This is a genomic window from Janibacter sp. A1S7, assembly GCF_037198315.1.
GTDB lineage: Bacteria > Actinomycetota > Actinomycetes > Actinomycetales > Dermatophilaceae > Janibacter > Janibacter alittae.
This window is the reverse complement of the sequence record NZ_CP144913.1, coordinates 1,981,557-2,000,584: the sequence shown is the minus strand read 5'-3', so window position 1 is coordinate 2,000,584 and position 19,028 is coordinate 1,981,557. Positions and strand designations below refer to the sequence as shown.

Genomic DNA, 19,028 nt, shown 5'->3' with positions numbered 1-19,028 from the left:
CATCGTCGTGCGACGGTGACTCAAGAGGAGCCTCGCTTCCCACCCGCGACGACCGCATGGTTGCCGGGTCTCAGGTCTCGGTGCGGTACGAGCCGCCGACGGTCCCCGTCGAGGTGCTCGTGGGCATCGTGCTCTGGTGAGGCTCCTCGCGATCGACGAGGAGCCTTTCTTCGTCGGTGGCGGGAGTGGACACACCGAGCTAAGGAGCAGCACATCAGCGAGCCTCGCATCAATGACCGAATCCGCGTCCCAGAGGTGCGGTTGGTCGGCCCCAACGGGGAGCAGGTCGGCATCGTCCGCGTGGAGGATGCTCTCAGGCTCGCTGCCGAGGCGGACCTCGACCTCGTCGAGGTCGCTCCGACGGCCAAGCCGCCCGTGGCCAAGCTCATGGACTTCGGCAAGTACAAGTACGAAGCCGCCATGAAGGCGCGTGAAGCGCGCAAGAACCAGGTCAACACGATCATCAAGGAGATCAAGCTCCGGCCGAAGATCGACAGCCACGACTACGGCACCAAGAAGGGCCACGTCGAGCGCTTCCTCAGTGCCGGCGACAAGGTCAAGGTGACGATCATGTTCCGCGGACGCGAGCAGTCCCGCCCCGAGCTGGGGTTCCGACTGCTGCAGCGTCTGGCGGAGGACGTGGTGGAGCTGGGCACCGTCGAGTCCGCCCCGAAGCAGGACGGACGCAACATGGTCATGGTGCTCGGCCCGACGAAGAAGAAGTCCGAGGCCCGCGCCGAGGCGCGCCGCAAGAAGGACGACCAGGCCGCCGCCAAGGCAGCCGAGAAGAACGACAGCGACGCCCCGGCCGAGTCCTGAGCGCCGGCTCGAAGACCAGCACAGCAACACGAAGGAGATCGGCGACCATGCCGAAGAACAAGACGCACAGTGGTGCCAAGAAGCGCTTCCGGGTCACCGGCTCGGGCAAGATCATGCGTGAGCGGGCCAACCACGTCCACAAGTTCCACGAGAAGACCCCTCAGCACGCGCGGCGACTCGCGAACGATGTCCAGGTCTCCAAGGCCGACGAGAAGAAGGCCAAGAAGCTGCTCGGTCGCTGAGCCTGAGCCTGATTTTCACCCCCATACCTGAAGGAGTACTCACGTGGCACGCGTGAAGCGGGCGGTCAACGCCCACAAGAAGCGCCGGGTCGTTCTCGAGCGCGCGAGCGGCTACCGGGGCCAGCGGTCCCGCCTCTACCGCAAGGCCCGGGAGCAGGTCACCCACTCGCTGGAGTACAGCTACCGTGACCGTCGCGCCCGGAAGGGCGACTTCCGTCGCCTGTGGATCCAGCGCATCAATGCGGGCGCCCGCGCCAACGGGATGACCTACAACCGGTTCATCCAGGGTCTGCGCGGCGCCGAGGTCGAGGTCGACCGTCGCATGCTCGCCGAGCTGGCCGTCAACGACGAGGCCGCCTTCGCCGCTCTCGTCGAGGTGGCCAAGGCCAACGTTCCGGCCGCCGACGCCAAGGCGCAGGCCTGAGCGATCACGATGGACGCCGGGAGCGCCCTCCCCTGACCAATCCCGCCTCCGAGCGGGTGAAGCAGGTGCGTGGGTTCTCCCGGCGTTCCGTGCGTCGGCGCACCGGCCGTGTACTCGTCGAGGGGCCGCAGGGAGTGCGCGAGGCGGTGCGCTTCGCACCCGAACGGATCCGTGACCTCTACGTCACGGCGGAGGCTGCGCGACGGTATGCCGACTTCGTCGAGCCGGCCCGTGGCCGGGGCGTTGTCGTCCACGAGGCGAGCGAGGAGGTCCTCGCCGCGATGTGCGACGCCGACACGCCCCAGGGCACCGCAGCCGTCGTCGACTGGACGCCCTCCACGCTGGAGTCCGTGCTCGCCCGGGAGCCCCGCCTGCTCGTGCTGCTCACCCACGTGCGCGACCCCGGCAACCTCGGCACCGTCATCCGCGGTGCGGACGCTGCCGGTGCCGACGCGGTCCTCGTCAGCGAGGGGTCGGTCGATGTGACCAGCCCCAAGGTCGTGCGCTCCACGGCCGGCTCGATCTTCCATCTGCCGGTCGTCACCGGCCTCGACGTCGCCGCGACCCTGGCCGCGCTCGACGACGCCGGGGTGCGCCGCCTCGCGGCGGACGGGATGGGGGAGCAGACCATCGACGAGATCGACCTGACCACCGCGCACGCCTGGGTCATGGGCAACGAGGCCCGGGGCCTGGAGCCGGCCACCCGTGAGGCGTGCGACGACGTCGTGCGCGTCCCGATCCACGGCCACGCCGAGTCGCTCAATCTCGCGATGGCGAGCACACTGTGTCTCTACGCGTCCGCCCGGAGCCAGCGCCCGACCTGAGGGGCAGGCAACGGGTCCGGCCCGTGCCGGTGGTTCCGGTCCCTGAATGGGCTTGACTGGACGACATGGGAGGCATGCCGAGGTCGGACGATGTTCCCGGCCGTGCGCCGGGCGGCGGTCCCGCGCGCGAGGCGGGGCGCGTGCACTGGATGGAGCTGCTCTTCGACCTCGTCTTCGTCGCCTTCGTGGGCCAGCTGGCCCACGGGATCCACGGAGATCCCGGCTGGAGTGACATCGGGACCTTCATCCTGCTGTTCTTCCCGGCGTGGTGGGCATGGGTGAACATCGTCTCCGTCGTCAATCTCCTGCCCGGCCTGACCGCCCGCGGGCTGGGAGTGGCCATGCTCACGGCGATGGCGGCTGCCGGCGCCATGGCCGCAGCCGCACCCGAGGCCTTCGGTGAGCGGGCCTGGGCCTTCTCCGTGGCCAACGCCGCCCTGCGTCTGGTCCTGCTGACGCTGTGGCTGCACCGACAGCGAAACCTCCTCGGTGCCGCGCCATCGTGGCGCATCTGGCTGTACAACGGCGGGACCGCCGTGCTGTGGCTGGTGGCGGCATTCCTTCCGCTGGAGACGGCCGCGATCCTGTGGGCCGTGGCGATCCTCGTGGAGGTGGTCATGGTGACGGTGAGCGCCCGGCGGCAACCAGCGGCCGGCATCGCCGACATCAACGTCGAGCACGCCGCCGAACGCCTGGGGCTGTTCGTCGTCATCGTCCTCGGCGAGTCGGTCTTCACGATCGTGACCCGGGTGTCGGCACTGTGGGGCCCGGCGGCCCGGCTCACGGGCGCTCTCGGCTTCGTGATGGTGGCCCTGCTGGGCTGGACGTTCTTCCAGTACGGGATGGGCACCCTGAGCGAGGGGCTGCACCGACTGGCACTGCGCCGGGACTTCGGCGGGGTCGTGCTCACCACCCTGTTCATGCCCTTTCTGCTGGTGGTGGGTGTCACGGCGATGGCCGGGGCGATCGCCACGGCCATCGGGGCCCCCTTCGCCCCGCTCCCGATCGGGTCGGGCGCGACGCTGGGCGGAGGTCTCGCGCTGTTCTACCTGACCAACGCCATCGTGTCCCTGCGGTACGGGCAGTCCACTCGTGCGGTGCTGCCGTGGTCCATCCCCGCCGTGGCGGGCAGCCTGCTGCTCGTTCCCACCAGCGCCGTCGTGCCGGCCGCTCCCCTGCTCGGCGCGAGTGTGGCCCTCCTGCTCGTGCTCACGGTGTTCGCCGAGTTGCGTGCCCGCGCGCCGCGTCACTGACGAGCGAAGGGGTGGGGCCACCCGGCCCCACCCCTTCGCCATGTCCGACTCAGCCCTCGCGCAGGACCTCGCCGGGATCGACCTCGCCACCGGAGTCGGCCGCGGCCTTGCCCTCGCGGATGCGCTGACCGATCTCGGCGTCGATGTTCGTCCAGTACTCGAAAACCCGTGACAGCACCGGATCCTGCACGCCCCCGAGCGACCCGATGACCGTCTCGACGAGGCGGTCGCGCTGGGCGTCGGAGAAGACCTCGCGCACCAGCGTCCCCGGCTGACCGAAGTCATCGTCCTCGGCGTGCAGCTCGTAGGCGGAGCGCACGATCTCGCCGTCGGCCTCCCAACCGTCGTCGACCGGGCCCTGCTCGTCGGCGTGCGGGCGGCCGAAGCTGTTGGGCATGTAGGTCGGGGCGGCGCCAGAGTGCTCGTAGCGCATCGGCCCGTCGAAGGAGTAGTGGTTCTCCTGCTCGACCGCGGGTCGGTTGACCGGCAGCTGGTGGAAGTTGGGACCGATCCGTGCCCGGTGGGCGTCGGCGTAGGCGAAGACCCGTCCCAGGAGCATCTTGTCCGGGGAGAAGCCGATCCCCGGGACGGTGTTGCTCGGCGCGAAGGCCGCCTGGTCGATCTGGGCGAAGAAGTTCACCGGGTTCTCGTCCAGGGTCATCGTGCCGACCTCGATGAGGGGGTAGTCCTTGTGCGACCACGTCTTCGTCAGGTCGAAGGGGTTGAAGCGGTACGTCTTCGCGTCCTCGTACGGCATGACCTGCACGGACAGCGTCCACTGGGGGGCGTCGCCGCGCTCGATGGCCTCGAAGAGGTCCCGACGGTGGAACTCCGCGTCCTCACCGGCGATGCGGTCGGCAGCGTCGTTGGTGATGCCCTCGACACCCTGCTTGGTGTGGAAGTGGTACTTCACCCAGAACCTCTCGCCGGAGGCGTTGACCCACATGTAGGTGTGGCTGCCGTAACCGTTCATGTTCCGCCACGAGCGCGGCAACCCCCGGTCGCCCATGAGGTAGGTGACCTGGTGGGCGGACTCGGGGTTGTTGGTCCAGAAGTCCCACTGCATCGTGTTGTCGCGCAGACCGCTGTCGGGCAGACGCTTCTGGCTGCGGATGAAGTTGGGGAACTTCAGCGGGTCACGCAGGAAGAAGATCGGCGTGTTGTTGCCGACGAGGTCGAAGTTGCCCTCGGACGTGTAGAAGCGCAGGGCGAAGCCGCGCACGTCACGCCAGGTGTCGGGGGAGCCGAGCTCACCGGCGACGGTGGAGAAGCGGGCGAGCATGCGGGTGGTCGCACCCTGCTGGAACATCGCGGCCTTCGTGTACTTCGAGACGTCAGCCGTGGTCTCGAAGTGGCCGAAGGCGCCGGCACCCTTGGCGTGTGGCTTCCGCTCGGGGATGTTCTCCCGGTTGAAGTGGGCCAGCATGTCGACGAGATGGGTGTCGTGCAGCAGCAGCGGCCCATTGCTCCCGACGGAAAGACTGTGGCGGTCGTTGACGGTCGGGGAACCGTTGATCTGCGTCGAGGGTCCGGACACGTCGAGCGTCCCTCGGGCGTCGGACTTGGGTTCTGGGGTGGCGGGAGTGGTGGACATCTGCTGCTCCTCTTTCTCTGTGGGGTGGGGTGCAATGCAGGTCAGCGGGTGGCGACCGCCGTGGCGGCGCAGGCGGGGCAGATGCCCCAGTAGATGACCTCGGCCTCGTCGATCGCGAAGCCGTGGTCGTCGGCCGCCTCGAGGCAGGGGGCCGCGCCGGGGGCGCACTCGACATCGGTCATCGAGCCGCAGGTACGACAGACGAGGTGGTGGTGGTTGTCGCCGAGGTCGATCTCGAAGCGGGCGGGGTGGCCGGCCGGCTCGAACTTGCGTACGAGCCCGATCCCGGCGAGGGCCGCGAGGATGTCGTAGACGGCCTGGGTGCTCACCGATCCGAGTCGCTCACGCGTGGCGCGGGTGAGCGTGTCGACGTCGGCGTGCGGATGCGCGGACAACTCGCGCAGCACGGCGATCCGCGGGGCCGTGACGCGCATGGAGCGCTCACGCAGCAGCCCGGCGGCGACGTCCGGATCGATCATGGTGGCCATCACGATCAAGAATCCCACCAATACTTGAACGAGTCAAGAAACGGGCGACGTCCTCGAGCGCCGGGACGAGGCGTCCCGACGTAGGTTGCCGACCATGGACCTGCGCCTCCGGCTCGACCGCCTGCGCCATCTCGGCCGGGCACTGCGCGGCCTGCTGTGCCGACGCACGTCGGCATCGACCGATCCCCACGAGCCGGGGGCGGTCATCCCCCTTCGGCCGGACAGCACGGACGTGCCGCAGGGACTGGCCTGGGACGAGGCGCACGAGGAGTTCGTCTACACGTTCTACGACGCCGACGACCACTCGACCGGCTGGGTCGTCTTCGCCGATCGCGACGGAAGGGTCAGCGCACGAACCCGGCTGGGCGGACTGGTCCACTACGGGGGGATCACCCTCCACGGCGGGCGCACCTACGTCTGCGGTGCCGGGGCGGTGCAGGTCCACGACACCCGGCGGCTGCGGCAGGGGGTCGGTGAGCCGCTGATGACCACGAGGGTCCGGGCCGGCTCCACGGTGACCTCCCACCGCGACGGCCTCTACGTGACCGGGTTCCGACGCGACCGCCCCGGTCGCATGTACCGCTACGACCTCGACGAGGACGGGGCCCCCGTCGAGACCGGGGCGGTCTTCACGGTGCCGCCGCAGACCCAGGGGGTGGCCTTCGCCCCGGACGGGACGGTGTACTTCTCCCGCAGCTGGGGGAGGGCCCGACGCTCGGTCCTCACCCGGGTGGGAGCGTCGGACCTGGCCGAAGACGGTGGCTGGACGGCGCAGAACGGCCGGGACACCTCCCTTCCCCCGATGGCGGAGGGGTCGGTCGTCGTCGACGGACGGCTGCACCAGCTCTACGAGTCGGGCGCGCTGCGCTACCGGCGCCACCGGCGCGCCGATCTGGCGATGTCCCTTCTACGGGGTCCGCTGGCGCCGCGGGAACGCCTGACCGTCCACGACCTGGGCGGGAGCCAAACCCGCGGGACCCGCACGCGCGGCTCACCGTAGACTCTGGCCCCGTGTCAGGACCCAACACGAACTACGACCCGGTCGAGGTCGCCGCGCTCGATCCGCAGACGATCGAGGAGGCCGTCCGGGCCGCCCTCGCTGCCGTTGCGGACGCTGCGACCTTCGACGAGCTGAAGCGAGCACGCGCCACCCACCAGGGGGACAAGTCCCCGCTGGCGCTGGCCAACCGAGAGATCGGTGCGCTGCCACCGAGCGCCAAGGCCGACGCCGGCAAGCGCGTCGGTCGGGCACGCGGTCAGGTCGCCCAGGCCCTCAAGGCGCGGCAGGCCGAGCTGGAGGCGGAGCGGGACGAGCGGATTCTCGTCGAGGAGACCCTCGACCTGACGGTGGAGCGGGCGCACCCGCGCCTGGGTGCCCGGCACCCGATCAGCCTGGTCACCGAGCGCGTCGAGGACATCTTCGTCGGGATGGGCTGGGAGATCGCCGAGGGGCCGGAGATCGAGTCCGAGTGGCTGACCTTCGATGCCCTGAACATCGCTCCGGACCACCCTGCCCGCGCCGAGCAGGACACCTTCTTCGTCGAGCCGGCCGACGCGGGTGTCGTCCTGAGGACGCACACCTCACCGGTGCAGATCCGCACGATGCTCGACCGTGAGCCGCCGATCTACGTGCTGTGCCCGGGCAAGGTCTTCCGCACCGACGACCTCGACGCGACGCACACCCCGGTCTTCCACCAGTTCGAGGGTCTCGTCGTGGACAAGGACGTCACCATGGCGCACCTGCGCGGAGCCCTGGACACCTTCGTCCAGGGGCTCTTCGGCGAGGGGGTCGTCACCCGACTGCGGCCGAACTTCTTCCCCTTCACCGAACCCAGCGCTGAGATCGACTGCCAGTGCTGGGTCTGTCGTGGTCGGGACAGTGCCTGCCGCACCTGCGGCGGCACCGGCTGGATCGAGCTCGGCGGCTCCGGCATGGTCAACCGCCGCGTGCTCGCTGCGAGCGGGGTCGACCCGGACGAGTACACCGGCTTCGCCTTCGGCCTGGGCATCGAGCGTTCGCTCATGCTGCGCCACGGTGTCGCCGACATGCGGGACATCATCGAGGGAGACGTGCGCTTCTCGGCCGCGTTCGGGATGGAGATCTGATGCGGGCCCCCATCGAGTGGCTGCGTGAGCTGGCCGACGTCGACCCCGGTGCGAAGGGGGCGGACGTCGCCGCCACCCTCGTGCGCGTCGGCCTCGAGGAGGAGGAGATCCACGGTGGCGGAGTCACCGGCCCCCTCGTCGTCGGCAGGGTCCTCACGCGCGTGCCCGAGGAGCAGAAGAACGGCAAGACGATCAACTGGTGTCACGTGGACGTCGGGGCGTCGTTGAACGCCGTGCACGGATCCGCGGACGAGGGTGTGGGCATCGTCTGCGGTGCGCACAACTTCGACGTCGGTGACCTCGTCGCGGTGATCCTGCCCGGTGGTGTCCTGCCCGGGAACATCGAGATCTCCGCCCGCAAGACCTACGGGCACGTCAGTGACGGCATGATCTGCTCCCTGCTCGAGCTCGGGCTGGGGGAGGACCATGACGGGATCATCGTCCTCACCGACCACCTGGCCGAGCGGCCGGACGTCCTCGCCGGTCTCACCCCGGGGGAGGACCTCGTCCCCGTCCTCGGCCTCGACGCGGAGACGGTGGAGGTCAACGTCACCCCGGACCGCGGGTACTGCTTCTCCATGCGCGGGATCGCGCGGGAGTACGCCCTCTCCGCCGCAGTCGCCTTCCGTGACCCGGCCGACCTGGCGGTCGCCGACGCGAGCGGCCCCGGCTACGAGGTGCGTCTGGCCGACGACGCACCGATCGACGGCGTCCCCGGCTGTGACCGCTACGTCGCGCGGGTGGTCCGCGGCATCGACGCGACGGCGACCTCCCCCGAGTGGATGCGTCGCCGCCTGACCGAGGTCGGCATGCGGCCCATCTCGCTGGCCGTCGACGTCACGAACTACGTGATGATGCTCCTCGGCCAGCCGCTGCACGCCTTCGACCTCGACTCGCTCTCCGGGGCGATCGAGGTCCGTCGGGCCCGAGCGGGCGAGACGCTGACGACGCTGGACGATGTGGAGCGTCAGCTCACACCCGCGGACCTGCTCATCACCGACGGCGGCACCACCCCGCTGGCGATCGCCGGCGTCATGGGCGGTGAGACGAGCGAGGTCTCCGCCTCGACGACCAACGTGCTCGTCGAGTCCGCCCACTTCGACCCCGTCACGGTCGCTCGGTCCGCCCGTCGCCACCGACTGGCCACGGAGGCGTCCAAGCGGTTCGAGCGCGGTGTCGACCCGGCGATCGCGGCCGCCGCGGCCCAGCTGGCCGTCGACCTGCTCGTCGAGCACGGTGGCGGCAGCGCGGACCCGACCGGTACGGACGAGGGCTCACCGATCGTCCCGCGAGCCTTCTCCGTCGACCCGCAGCTGCCCAGCCGCTACATCGGCCTCGAGTACCCGCAGGAAGAGGTCGTGGCGACCCTCACCGCGATCGGGTGCACCGTCGCGGATGCCGGCGGGATGCTCACCGTGACGCCTCCGACCTGGCGCCCTGACCTCGTCGACGGTCCCGACCTCGTCGAGGAGGTCGCCCGGGTGCGCGGCTACGACCAGATCCCGTCGGTCGTGCCGCGTGCCACCGCCGGTCGCGGCCTGACCCACGAGCAGCGCGCCCGCCGTGTCGTCGCGCGCTCCCTGGCCGGCAGCGGCGTCGTCGAGGTGCTGTCCTACCCCTTCATCGGGGCCGAACGACACGACGAGTTCGGCCATGCCGCGGACGACCCCCGCCGCGAGACGGTCCGCCTGGCCAACCCACTCCAGGACGAGGTGCCCCTGATGCGCACCTCCGTCCTGGACACCCTCGTCGACACGCTGCGCCGCAACGTCTCCCGGGGTCACCGCGATGTCGCCCTGTACGAGATCGGCCTGGTCACCGCCGAGGGGGTGCGTCCGCTTCCGCTGCCGCCGGGTGGCGCGTTGCCCTCCGCCGGGGACCTCGAGCAGATCACGAAGGGAGTGCCCCGCCAGCCCAGGCACGTCGCCATCGCGGCCGCCGGGAATGCCGTACCGGCCGGTCCATGGGGCCAGGCGCGGGCCGTCGATGCCGCCGACGTCGTCCGCTGGGCCCGGATCGTCGGGTCCTGCCTCGGTCTCGACCTGCAGGTGACGGCCGCGGAGCGCACGCCCTTCCACCCCGGACGGTGCGTCTCGCTCTCTCTGTCCGACGGGACCCTCGTGGGGTACGCCGGCGAGCTGCACCCCAAGGCGGTCGGCCGATTGGAGCTGCCCGAGCGCACGGTCGCGGCCGAGATCGACCTCGACGCGGTCATCGACGCCTCCGGGGAGCCGGTTCGACCGGCTCCGCTGTCGACCCACCCGGTCGCCAACACCGATGTCGCACTCGTGGTCGACGAGGCGGTGCCCGCGAGCACGGTCGGATCGGCCCTGCGCTCGGGAGCCGGTGAGGCACTCGAGACGCTGACGCTCTTCGACGTCTACCGAGGTGACCAGGTGGGCGAGGGGCGCAAGTCCCTGGCGTACCGCTTGACCTTCCGCACCGACCGCACGCTGAAGACGGAGGAGGTCAGCGTGCTGCGCGACAAGGCGGTCGATGCTGCCGCATCGGCCACGGGGGCCCGGCAACGATGACCGGGGTCGCGGTCGTCACCGGAGCGTCGCGGGGGATCGGTCAGGTGCTCGCCGACGCCCTGGAGGGTGCCGGCTGGAGCGTCGAGCGCGGGTCGAGTGCCGTCGCCGACGTCACCGATGTCGCGTCCGTGCGTCGGTGGGTCGATGACGTGCTCGCCAGGCACGAGCGGATCGACCTGCTCGTCAACAACGCCGGCACCATCGACGCCGAGGTGCCGATCGAGGAGTCCGACCCGGACGACTGGTGGCGCTCGATCGAGGTCAACGTGCGGGGTCCCTACCTGATGACCAGAGCGGTGCTGCCGACCCTGCTCGCGCAGGGTTCCGGTCGGATCATCAACCTCAACTCCGGTTCCGGTACGAAGTCGGGTGAAGTCGCCTCCGCCTACAACGTCGGCAAGTCCGCGCTCGGCCGGATCACCGGCTCGACGCACCAGTCGGGGCAGGCCAAGGGCGTGCTGGCCTTCGACTTCGCTCCCGGAGTGGTGTACACCGACATGACGCGGTCGATGCCGCGTCACGACGGCCGCACCGACTGGACCGACCCGAGAGATGTGGTCGAGCTCTTCCTCGCCCTGGCCGACGGGCGTCTGGACGCCTGGTCCGGTCGCATGGTCCGTGCCGGCGCGGACACCGTCGAGGCACTCCTGGCGGCGACGCCGACCCTGGGGCCGGAGCACCGCACCGTGGGGTTGATCCCCTACGGCGAGGACGATCCGCTCCGCTGATTGCATGCACTGTCATTGTCACGTATAGTCATTCATCATGATCACCGCAGCCGTTGCCGGCGCCAGTGGCTACGCCGGCGCCGAGATCGTCCGCCTCCTCCTGGCCCATCCTGACGTGGAGGTGGGTGCCCTGACCGCCTCGGGCAACGCCGGCGCCCGGTTCGGCGATCTGGCGCCACACCTGCAGCCGGTCGCCGACACCGTCCTGCAGCCGACGAGCGCGGAGGCGCTGGCCGGCCACGACGTCGTCTTCCTCGCACTCCCGCACGGTTACTCGGCGGCCATCGCCGAGCAGCTGCCGCCCGAGGTGACGGTCATCGACTGCGGCGCCGACTTCCGGCTCGACGACGAGCAGGACTGGACGGACTACTACGACACCCCCTTCGCCGGGACGTGGCCGTACGGTCTCCCCGAGCTCGTGCGCGCCGGCGGGGAGAAGCACCGCGCGGATCTCGTCGGGGCCGGGCGCATCTCCGTGCCCGGCTGTTATCCGACGGCGATCAGCCTCGCGCTGGCGCCCGGGCTGGCCGCCGGCGTGATCGAGCCCCAGGACATCGTGGTCGTCGCCGCGTCCGGCAGCTCCGGAGCCGGCCGCTCGACCAAGCCCCACCTCATCGGTGCCGAGGTCATGGGGGCGATGAGCCCCTACGGTGTCGGCGGGGGGCACCGGCACACCCCGGAGATCGAGCGCAACTTCACCCGGGCCGCCGGGCGGCCCGCCAGCGTCTCCTTCACCCCGACCCTCGCTCCGATGCCACGCGGCATCCTCGCCACGACGACCGCCCGTGCCGCCGACGGCGTGGACGCGGCGGGTGTGCGCGCCGTGTGGGAGCAGGCGTACGCCGACGAGCCCTTCGTTCACCTCCTGCCCGAGGGCCGGTGGCCGCACACCGGCAGCGTGGTGGGGTCCAACCTCGTCCACGTCCAGGTCACCCTCGACGAGCGCAGCGGTCGGGTCGTCGCCGTCGCTGCCGAGGACAACCTGACCAAGGGCACCGCGGGCGCTGCCGTGCAATCGATGAACCTCGCGCTCGGCATCCCCGAGACGACCGGCCTGCCGATGACCGGAGTGGCGCCGTGAGCGCGACGACCCCGGCAGGATTCCGCGCCTCGGGCGTGACCGCCGGCCTCAAGCCGAGCGGCCGTCCGGATGTCGCCCTCGTCGTCAACGACGGACCCGACCGCCACGCGGCAGCGGTCTTCACCAGCAACCGTGTCGAGGCGGCACCCGTGACGTGGTCCCGCCAGGTCCTTGCTGACGGGCGCGTCGACGCCGTCGTGCTCAACTCCGGTGGCGCCAACGCGTGCACCGGCACCCAGGGCTTCACCGACACCCACACGACGGCCGAGCACACCGCTGCCGCGCTCGGCGTCTCCGCCGGTGACGTCGTCGTGTGCAGCACCGGCCTGATCGGGGAACTCCTGCCGATGGACGCGGTCACCGCCGGCGTGACCGCTGCCGCCGGTGCCCTCGGTGACGACGGGGGAGCGGCGGCGGCCGAGGCGATCATGACGACCGACACGGTGGCCAAGACCGCTGTCGCAGCCCGGGACGGGTGGAGCGTCGGCGGCATGGCGAAGGGGGCCGGGATGCTCGCCCCGGCGCTGGCCACGATGCTCGTGGTCGTCACGACCGACGCCGTGACGAGCGCCGCGGACCTCGATGCCGCACTCCGGGAGGCGACGCGCACCACGTTCGACCGGATCGACTCCGATGGCTGCATGTCCACCAACGACACGGTCCTCACCATGGCCTCCGGGGCCTCGGGCGTGACCGTCGCCCGGGCGGACCTGACCGAGGCGATCCGCCAGGTGTGTGCCGACCTGGCGCGCCAGCTCATCGGGGACGCCGAGGGCGCCCACCACGACATCGAGATCGTCGTGCGCAACGCGGCGTCGCAGGAGGACGGCCTCGAGGTCGCCCGCAGCATCGCACGCAACAACCTCTTCAAGTGCGCCATCTTCGGCAGGGACCCCAACTGGGGGCGCGTGCTGGCCGCCGTGGGAACCACGCGAGCGGTTTTCGACCCCCACCAGTTGGACGTCTCGATCAACGACGTGCAGGTGTGCCGGGCCGGTGGGGTCGGGGAGGACCGCTCGCGCGTCGACCTCGAGCAGCGAGAGGTGCGGGTCGAGGTCGACCTGCACGCCGGCTTCGAGGACGTCACCGTGTGGACCAACGACCTCACCCATGACTACGTCGAAGAGAACTCGGCCTACTCCACCTGACCCGCTCCACCTGACGCACGAGGAAGACCACCACATGCACTCGGACACCACCCTGCGCGGCGCCATCGACGCCGCGGCACTGCGCGTGGCCCGGAGCAAGGCGACGACACTCGTCGAGGCGCTGCCCTGGCTCGAGCAGTTCCGCGGGGCGCTCGTCGTGATCAAGTACGGCGGCAACGCGATGACCGACGAGACGCTCAAGGCGGCCTTCGCCAAGGACATCGTCTTCCTGCGCTACGCCGGTCTGCGTCCGGTGGTCGTCCACGGCGGTGGTCCCCAGATCCAGACGATGCTCGACCGCCTCGGCCTGGCGAGCGAGTTCAAGGGCGGGCTGCGCGTCACCACCCCCGAGGTGATGGATGTCGTGCGCATGGTGCTCACCGGCCAGGTCGGTCGTGAGCTCGTCGGCCTGCTCAACCAGCACGGCCCCGTCGCGGTGGGCATGTCCGGTGAGGACGCCGGGCTCTTCGGCGGCCGCCGCCGCCAGCTCCACGTCGACGGCGAGAGCGTGGACATCGGGCTCGTCGGTGACGTCGAGTCCGTCGATCCCGGGGCAGTCCTCGACATCCTCGACGCCGGCCGCATCCCCGTCGTGTCGACGATCGCCCCTGACCTCGACGTCGACGGCCAGGTGCTCAACGTCAACGCGGACACCGCGGCCTCTGCGTTGGCCGTGGCCCTGCAGGCCCAGAAGCTCGTCGTCCTCACCGACGTCGAGGGCATCTACGCGCACTGGCCCGACCGCGACTCGCTCCTGTCCCACCTGAGCGTCTCCGGTGCCCGTGACCTGCTCGACCGGGTCGACACCGGCATGATCCCCAAGCTCGAGGCCTGCATCCGTGCCGTGACGAAGGGAGTGCCGCAGGCTCACGTCGTCGACGGACGCCAGCCGCACTCGATGCTGCTCGAGATCTTCACCTCGGAGGGATTCGGGACGATGATCGTGCCCGATGAGCCCCGCCCCACGGACACCGGCGGCGACGCAGAAGGAGAGGGCAGCCCCTCATGACCACCATCTCCCCGGACCAGCAGGCACTCCTGGAGCGGTACCGTGCCAGCCACATCGGCGTCTTCGGTCTGCCCGGCCTCGTGCTCTCGCACGGCGACGGTGCCTACGTGTGGGACATCGACGGCAACCGTTACCTCGACCTTCTCGGCGGCATCGCCGTCAACGCCCTCGGGCACGGCCACCCGGAGCTGGTGGCCGCGATCTCGCAGCAGGCCGGTGCCGCCGTGCACGTGAGCAACTTCTTCACCACGCCCGCGCAGATCGGGGCGGCCGAGGCCCTGCTGCGCGTCGCACAGGCGCCCGAGGGCTCGGGTGTCTTCTTCGCCAACAGCGGCTCCGAGGCGGTCGAGACGGCCATCAAGCTCTCCCGGCGTACGGGCCGCACCGGCATCGTCGCCGCGGCCGGTGCCTTCCACGGGCGCACCACGGGGGCGGTGAGCCTGACCCACAAGGAGGCCTACCGTGCCCCCTTCGAGCCGCTCCTGCCCGGGGTCACGCACGTGCCTGCGGGAGACCTCGACGCGTTGCGCGCCGCCGTCGGACCGGAGACCGCGATGGTGCTGCTCGAGCCGATCCAGGGCGAGGCGGGCGTGGTCCCGACCCCGACCGGCTACCTGGCCGAAGCCCGCGAGATCACCCGCGAGGCCGGAGCCCTGCTCGTCCTCGACGAGATCCAGACCGGGGTCGGTCGCACCGGAGCATGGTTCGCCCACCAGCTCGAGGGTGTCGTCCCGGATGCGATGACCGTGGCCAAGGGGCTGGGGGGCGGGGTGCCGATCGGGGGGCTGGTCACCTTCGGGCCCGAGGTCACCGGGCTGCTCACCGCCGGCCAGCACGGATCGACCTTCGGCGGCAACCCCCTGGCCTGCAGTGCCGCCCTGGCCGTCATCGCGACGATCGAGTCGGAGGGGCTGATCGACCACGCCGTGCAGGCGGGGGAGTTCCTCGCCGAGCGGGTCACCTCCCTCGGGCACCCACTGGTCACGGACGTGCGCGGAGCCGGCCTGCTGCGCGCGATCCGGCTGGCCGAGCCGATCGCCCCGGCCGTCGCTGCCACGTGTCGCTCCCGCGGCTTCATCGTCAATCCCGTCGCGCCCGACACGCTGCGTCTGGCGCCGCCCCTGATCATCACCACCGACCAGCTCGCCACCTTCGTCGACGCCCTCCCGGCGATCCTCGACGAGGCAGCCGAGCCGACCCCGGAGACGCCATGACCACCCGACACCTGCTCGCCGACGACGACCTCACCCCGCACGAGCAGTCCGGTGTGCTCGACCTGGCGCAACGACTCAAGGCAGAGCGCCACGCCCGGCAGCCCCTGGCCGGCCCTCAGGCCGTCGCGTTGATCTTCGACAAGCCGACGTTGCGCACCCAGCTCTCCTTCGCCGCGGGTGTGGCCGAGCTGGGGGGCCACCCGGTGTCCGTCGACGGCGCCCTGGCCCAGATCGGGACGCGTGAGTCCGTCGCCGACGTCGCCAGGGTCGTCGGTCGCCAGGTGAGCGCCATCGTGTGGCGTACCCACGGTCAGGACCGCCTCGAGGAGCTCGCTGCCCACGTCGACGTCCCGGTCGTCAACGCGCTCACCGACGAGTACCACCCCTGCCAGCTGCTCGCCGATCTGCTGACGATCCGTGAGCACAAGGGCGGCACCACGGGACGCACGCTCGCCTACGTCGGTGACGGGGCGAACAACATGGCCCACTCGTACCTGCTCGCGTGTGCCACGGCCGGGATGCACGTGCGCATCGGGACCCCCGGCTCCCACCAGCCGGACGGCGAGATCCTCGCCCGGGCCCGGACGATCGCCGCGGGGCAGGGCGGTTCCGTCCGGATCACCGACGACCCGGTGGGGGCGGTCACCGGCGCCGACGTGGTCGCGACCGACACGTGGGTGTCGATGGGCAAGGAGGGGGAGAAGGGCGACCGCACCGGCGAGACCTCGCCGTTCGCTCCCTTCGCCGTGACCCGGGAGCTGCTCGGGCACGCCGCCGGCGACGCGATCGTCCTGCACTGCCTGCCCGCCTACCGCGGCCTGGAGATCGAGGCCGAGGTCATCGATGGCGACCAGTCGGTCGTCTGGGACGAGGCCGAGAACCGCCTGCACGCCCAGAAGGCCCTGCTGACCTTCCTCCTGACCGCCTCGTCATGATCCCCGCGACCCGACCCGGACGACAGGCGCGCATCACCGAGCTGCTGCGCGAGCACGCCGTGCGCAGCCAGACCGAGCTGCTCGCGCTGCTCGCCGCCGACGGCATCGAGGTCACCCAGGCGACCCTGTCGCGGGACCTGCTCGAGCTGCGGGCCGAGAAGGTGCGCATCGGTCGGGACCTCGTCTATGCGCTTCCCGGCGAAGGGGGTGATCGCACCCCGCGGGCCGCCGTGGGCCGGGTCGAGATCGACGACCGTCTGCGGCGACTGTGCGAGGAACTGCTGGTCACCGCACGCACCAGCGCCCAGCTCGTCGTCGTGCGCACGCCGCCCGGTGCCGCAAACTACCTCGCCTCGGCCATCGACCACGCGCGGTGGCCGGAGGTGCTCGGCACGATCGCCGGGGATGACACCATCATGGTGATCACCGGCTCGCCCGACGAGGGGCGAACCCTGACCGACCGACTGCTGGGCCTGACCCAGACCGCCCCCGACAGCCAGGAGACACCGTGACGCCCGACAGCCCGGACCGGCCCGCACCGAGCGCATCGCGCGCGTCGTCGGGGGAGCGGGTCAGCCTGTGGGGCGGTCGCTTCGCCGGCGGTCCGAGCGACGCGCTGGCCGCGCTGAGCAAGTCCACCCACTTCGACTGGCGGCTGGCGCCCTACGACATCGCCGGCTCCCGGGCGCACGCCCGCGTGCTGCACTCCGCCGGCCTGCTCGAGGAGGCGGACCTCTCGGCGATGCTGCAGGGTCTGGCCCGGCTGTCCGAGGACGTCGAGACGGGCGCCTTCGTCCCCGCCCCGGATGACGAGGACGTGCACACGGCGTTGGAGCGCGGGCTCATCGAGCGGGTCGGGGCCGACGTCGGCGGCCGGCTGCGTGCGGGTCGCTCGCGCAACGACCAGGTGGCCACCCTCTTCAGGATGTACCTGCGTGACCACGCCCGGGTCGTCGCCGGGTTGCTCCTCGAGGTCGTCACAGCGCTCGTGGAGCAGGCCGAGGCCCACATCGACGTCCCCATGCCCGGACGCACCCACCTTCAGCACGCCCAGCCGGTCCTGCTCAGCCACCACCTGCTGGCGCACGCGTGGGCCCTGTTGCGTGACGTCGAGCGCCTCGTCGACTGGGACCAGCGCACCTCGCTGAGCCCGTACGGGTCCGGTGCGCTGGCCGGGTCCTCGCTCGGGCTCGACCCCGAGGCGGTCGCCCGCGACCTCGGCTTCTCCGGCGCGGTGGAGAACTCCATCGACGGCACCGCCTCGCGCGACTTCGTCGCCGAGTTCTGCTTCGTCGCGGCGATGTCCGCCGTGGACGTCTCCCGGCTGGCCGAGGAGGTCATCCTCTGGGCCACGAAGGAGTTCTCCTTCATCACCCTCGATGACGCCTTCTCGACCGGGTCGAGCATCATGCCGCAGAAGAAGAACCCGGATGTCGCCGAGCTCGCCCGTGGCAAGGCCGGTCGCCTCGTCGGGGACCTGACCGGGTTGATGACCACGCTGAAGGCCCTGCCGCTCGCCTACAACCGGGACCTGCAGGAGGACAAGGAGCCGGTGTTCGACGCGGTCGACACCCTCGAGCTGCTCCTGCCGGCGTTCTCCGGGATGGTCGGGACGTTGACCTACCACGGGGAGCGGATGGCCGCCCTCGCGCCGCAGGGCTTCTCCCTGGCGACCGACGTCGCCGAGTGGCTCGTCCGCCAAGGCGTGCCCTTCCGGACCGCGCACGAGGTCGCGGGTGCCTGCGTCCGCGAGTGCGAGGACCGCGAGATCGAGCTGTGGGACCTCACCGACGCGGACCTCGCCCGGATCAGCGAGCACCTGACCCCCGGGGTGCGCGAGGTGCTCTCGGTCGCCGGGTCGCTGGCCTCCCGGGATGCGAAGGGCGGAACCGCCCCCGATCGGGTCCGGGACCAGATCGGCACCGCCCGGGCACAGGTCGAGGAGCTCGGCGCCTGGGCGACCACCCGGATCGAGGCGCGCTGATCGCACCCGCTCGTGGCCGGCGCCTGACCGCTGGTGATCTCGCGCGGGACCCGCTCGAGGTCGCCCGGTCACTGCTGGGCACCTACCTCGTCGGTCGGGGGGTCACCCTGCGACTGACGGAGGTCGAGGCGTACCACGGCGAGGTGGATCCCGGTTCGCACGGGTACCGCGGGGTGACCCCGCGCACCCGGGTGATGTTCGGTCCGGCGGGCCACCTCTACGTCTACCGCAGCTACGGCATCCACTGGTGCTGCAACATCGTCTGCGGGACGAAGGGGGAGTGCGCCGCGGTCCTGGTCCGTGCCGGAGAGGTCGTGGCCGGCCAGGACGTGGTGGCCGACCGTCGCCCGGACGTCGTCACCCGCGACCGGGCGCGCGGACCGGGTCGGCTCACCCGGGCGATGGCGATCGACGGCGAGGACAACGGTGCACCCCTGACTGGGGCGGCTGCCCCCTTCGTCCTGTACGCGCCGAGCGAGCGGGTGCCGGACCCGCTCGTACGCACCGGGCCGCGTGTCGGGGTCTCCGGGCCGGGAGGAGATGGCACCGCATTCCCGTGGCGGTACTGGATCGACGGGGAACCGTCGGTGTCGGTCTACCGCCCGGGCAAGCCCCGGAAGGGAGAGCGGGCCGGGCGGGGTTGAC

19 protein-coding genes are annotated in these 19,028 nt (G+C 71.1%); 17 read left to right on the top strand and 2 right to left on the bottom strand.

From position 1 onward, the window contains the following. Nucleotides 1–255: 255 nt before the first annotated feature. The 5 genes from infC to V1351_RS09540 all read left to right on the top strand — a co-directional run bounded on the left by infC (nt 256) and on the right by V1351_RS09540 (nt 3,562). Nucleotides 256–819 (top strand): translation initiation factor IF-3, encoded by a 564-nt coding sequence (gene infC, locus V1351_RS09560; RefSeq protein ID WP_422388966.1) that lies wholly within the window; start codon nt 256–258, stop codon nt 817–819. A 47-nt stretch (nt 820–866) separates the two neighbouring features. Beyond that, on the top strand, nt 867–1,061 hold the full coding sequence (gene rpmI, locus V1351_RS09555; protein ID WP_338747921.1) for a 50S ribosomal protein L35: 195 nt from the start codon (nt 867–869) through the stop codon (nt 1,059–1,061). 43 nt (nt 1,062–1,104) lie between these two features. Continuing rightward, on the top strand, nt 1,105–1,485 hold the full coding sequence (gene rplT / locus V1351_RS09550) for a 50S ribosomal protein L20 (protein WP_338747920.1): 381 nt from the start codon (nt 1,105–1,107) through the stop codon (nt 1,483–1,485). A 56-nt stretch (nt 1,486–1,541) separates the two neighbouring features. Beyond that, nucleotides 1,542–2,309, top strand: coding sequence for a TrmH family RNA methyltransferase (locus V1351_RS09545; protein ID WP_338747919.1), 768 nt, complete (start codon nt 1,542–1,544; stop codon nt 2,307–2,309). Nucleotides 2,310–2,383: 74 nt separating this feature from the next. Then, entirely contained in the window at nt 2,384–3,562 is a 1,179-nt protein-coding gene (locus V1351_RS09540) for a low temperature requirement protein A (protein WP_338747918.1), read from the top strand. A 49-nt stretch (nt 3,563–3,611) separates the two neighbouring features. Here the strand turns inward: V1351_RS09540 and V1351_RS09535 are convergent, their stop codons facing one another. Next, a complete protein-coding gene (locus V1351_RS09535) occupies nt 3,612–5,156 on the bottom strand; it encodes a catalase (RefSeq protein ID WP_338747917.1) in 1,545 nt (514 codons plus the stop codon). A 41-nt stretch (nt 5,157–5,197) separates the two neighbouring features. Further along, nucleotides 5,198–5,644 carry a Fur family transcriptional regulator gene (locus V1351_RS09530; protein WP_338747916.1) on the bottom strand — a complete coding sequence of 149 codons (447 nt, stop codon included), beginning with the start codon at nt 5,642–5,644 and terminating at the stop codon, nt 5,198–5,200. A gap of 94 nt (nt 5,645–5,738) precedes the next feature. Between V1351_RS09530 and V1351_RS09525 the strand changes: the two genes are divergently transcribed. Genes V1351_RS09525 through V1351_RS09470 form a run of 12 tightly spaced genes read left to right on the top strand, consistent with a single transcriptional unit; the run spans nt 5,739 to nt 19,027 of the window. Further along, nucleotides 5,739–6,644, top strand: a complete 906-nt coding sequence (locus V1351_RS09525; protein WP_338747915.1) for a hypothetical protein — start codon at nt 5,739–5,741, stop codon at nt 6,642–6,644. Between the two features lie 11 nt (nt 6,645–6,655). Next, nucleotides 6,656–7,750 (top strand): phenylalanine--tRNA ligase subunit alpha, encoded by a 1,095-nt coding sequence (gene pheS, locus V1351_RS09520; RefSeq protein WP_338747914.1) that lies wholly within the window; start codon nt 6,656–6,658, stop codon nt 7,748–7,750. After that, the gene (gene pheT / locus V1351_RS09515; protein ID WP_338747913.1) at nt 7,750–10,284 is read left to right on the top strand and encodes a phenylalanine--tRNA ligase subunit beta; all 2,535 of its coding nucleotides are present in this window, start codon (nt 7,750–7,752) and stop codon (nt 10,282–10,284) included. The genes pheS and pheT overlap by 1 nt, the downstream gene beginning before the upstream one ends. Next, nucleotides 10,281–11,012 (top strand): SDR family oxidoreductase, encoded by a 732-nt coding sequence (locus tag V1351_RS09510; RefSeq protein ID WP_338747912.1) that lies wholly within the window; start codon nt 10,281–10,283, stop codon nt 11,010–11,012. Before pheT ends, V1351_RS09510 begins: the two co-directional genes overlap by 4 nt. 37 nt (nt 11,013–11,049) lie before the next feature. Continuing rightward, nucleotides 11,050–12,093, top strand: a complete 1,044-nt coding sequence (gene argC, locus V1351_RS09505; RefSeq protein WP_338747911.1) for an N-acetyl-gamma-glutamyl-phosphate reductase — start codon at nt 11,050–11,052, stop codon at nt 12,091–12,093. Then, nucleotides 12,090–13,241, top strand: a complete 1,152-nt coding sequence (gene argJ, locus V1351_RS09500; RefSeq protein ID WP_338747910.1) for a bifunctional glutamate N-acetyltransferase/amino-acid acetyltransferase ArgJ — start codon at nt 12,090–12,092, stop codon at nt 13,239–13,241. Before argC ends, argJ begins: the two co-directional genes overlap by 4 nt. A 34-nt stretch (nt 13,242–13,275) precedes the next feature. Further along, nucleotides 13,276–14,250, top strand: coding sequence for an acetylglutamate kinase (gene argB / locus V1351_RS09495; RefSeq protein ID WP_338747909.1), 975 nt, complete (start codon nt 13,276–13,278; stop codon nt 14,248–14,250). Beyond that, nucleotides 14,247–15,464, top strand: coding sequence for an acetylornithine transaminase (locus V1351_RS09490; RefSeq protein WP_338747908.1), 1,218 nt, complete (start codon nt 14,247–14,249; stop codon nt 15,462–15,464). Before argB ends, V1351_RS09490 begins: the two co-directional genes overlap by 4 nt. Then, on the top strand, nt 15,461–16,399 hold the full coding sequence (argF, locus tag V1351_RS09485) for an ornithine carbamoyltransferase (RefSeq protein ID WP_338747907.1): 939 nt from the start codon (nt 15,461–15,463) through the stop codon (nt 16,397–16,399). The genes V1351_RS09490 and argF overlap by 4 nt, the downstream gene beginning before the upstream one ends. Continuing rightward, the gene (locus tag V1351_RS09480) at nt 16,396–16,911 is read left to right on the top strand and encodes an arginine repressor (protein ID WP_338747906.1); all 516 of its coding nucleotides are present in this window, start codon (nt 16,396–16,398) and stop codon (nt 16,909–16,911) included. Before argF ends, V1351_RS09480 begins: the two co-directional genes overlap by 4 nt. Next, entirely contained in the window at nt 16,908–18,383 is a 1,476-nt protein-coding gene (gene argH, locus V1351_RS09475; RefSeq protein WP_422388965.1) for an argininosuccinate lyase, read from the top strand. Before V1351_RS09480 ends, argH begins: the two co-directional genes overlap by 4 nt. Further along, nucleotides 18,353–19,027 (top strand): DNA-3-methyladenine glycosylase, encoded by a 675-nt coding sequence (locus V1351_RS09470; protein ID WP_338752505.1) that lies wholly within the window; start codon nt 18,353–18,355, stop codon nt 19,025–19,027. The genes argH and V1351_RS09470 overlap by 31 nt, the downstream gene beginning before the upstream one ends. Nucleotide 19,028 lies beyond the last annotated feature (1 nt).

What these genes read in the sequence shown, in the direction of transcription:
- rpmI (WP_338747921.1), top strand. Translation starts at nt 867, where the DNA reads ATGCCGAAGAACAAGACGCACAGTGGTGCCAAGAAGCGCTTCCGGGTC.
- V1351_RS09540 (WP_338747918.1), top strand. Translation starts at nt 2,384, where the DNA reads ATGCCGAGGTCGGACGATGTTCCCGGCCGTGCGCCGGGCGGCGGTCCC.
- V1351_RS09535 (WP_338747917.1), bottom strand. Translation starts at nt 5,156, where the DNA reads ATGTCCACCACTCCCGCCACCCCAGAACCCAAGTCCGACGCCCGAGGG.
- V1351_RS09530 (WP_338747916.1), bottom strand. Translation starts at nt 5,644, where the DNA reads ATGGCCACCATGATCGATCCGGACGTCGCCGCCGGGCTGCTGCGTGAG.
- V1351_RS09525 (WP_338747915.1), top strand. Translation starts at nt 5,739, where the DNA reads ATGGACCTGCGCCTCCGGCTCGACCGCCTGCGCCATCTCGGCCGGGCA.
- pheT (WP_338747913.1), top strand. Translation starts at nt 7,750, where the DNA reads ATGCGGGCCCCCATCGAGTGGCTGCGTGAGCTGGCCGACGTCGACCCC.
- V1351_RS09510 (WP_338747912.1), top strand. Translation starts at nt 10,281, where the DNA reads ATGACCGGGGTCGCGGTCGTCACCGGAGCGTCGCGGGGGATCGGTCAG.
- argC (WP_338747911.1), top strand. Translation starts at nt 11,050, where the DNA reads ATGATCACCGCAGCCGTTGCCGGCGCCAGTGGCTACGCCGGCGCCGAG.
- argB (WP_338747909.1), top strand. Translation starts at nt 13,276, where the DNA reads ATGCACTCGGACACCACCCTGCGCGGCGCCATCGACGCCGCGGCACTG.
- V1351_RS09490 (WP_338747908.1), top strand. Translation starts at nt 14,247, where the DNA reads ATGACCACCATCTCCCCGGACCAGCAGGCACTCCTGGAGCGGTACCGT.
- argF (WP_338747907.1), top strand. Translation starts at nt 15,461, where the DNA reads ATGACCACCCGACACCTGCTCGCCGACGACGACCTCACCCCGCACGAG.
- V1351_RS09480 (WP_338747906.1), top strand. Translation starts at nt 16,396, where the DNA reads ATGATCCCCGCGACCCGACCCGGACGACAGGCGCGCATCACCGAGCTG.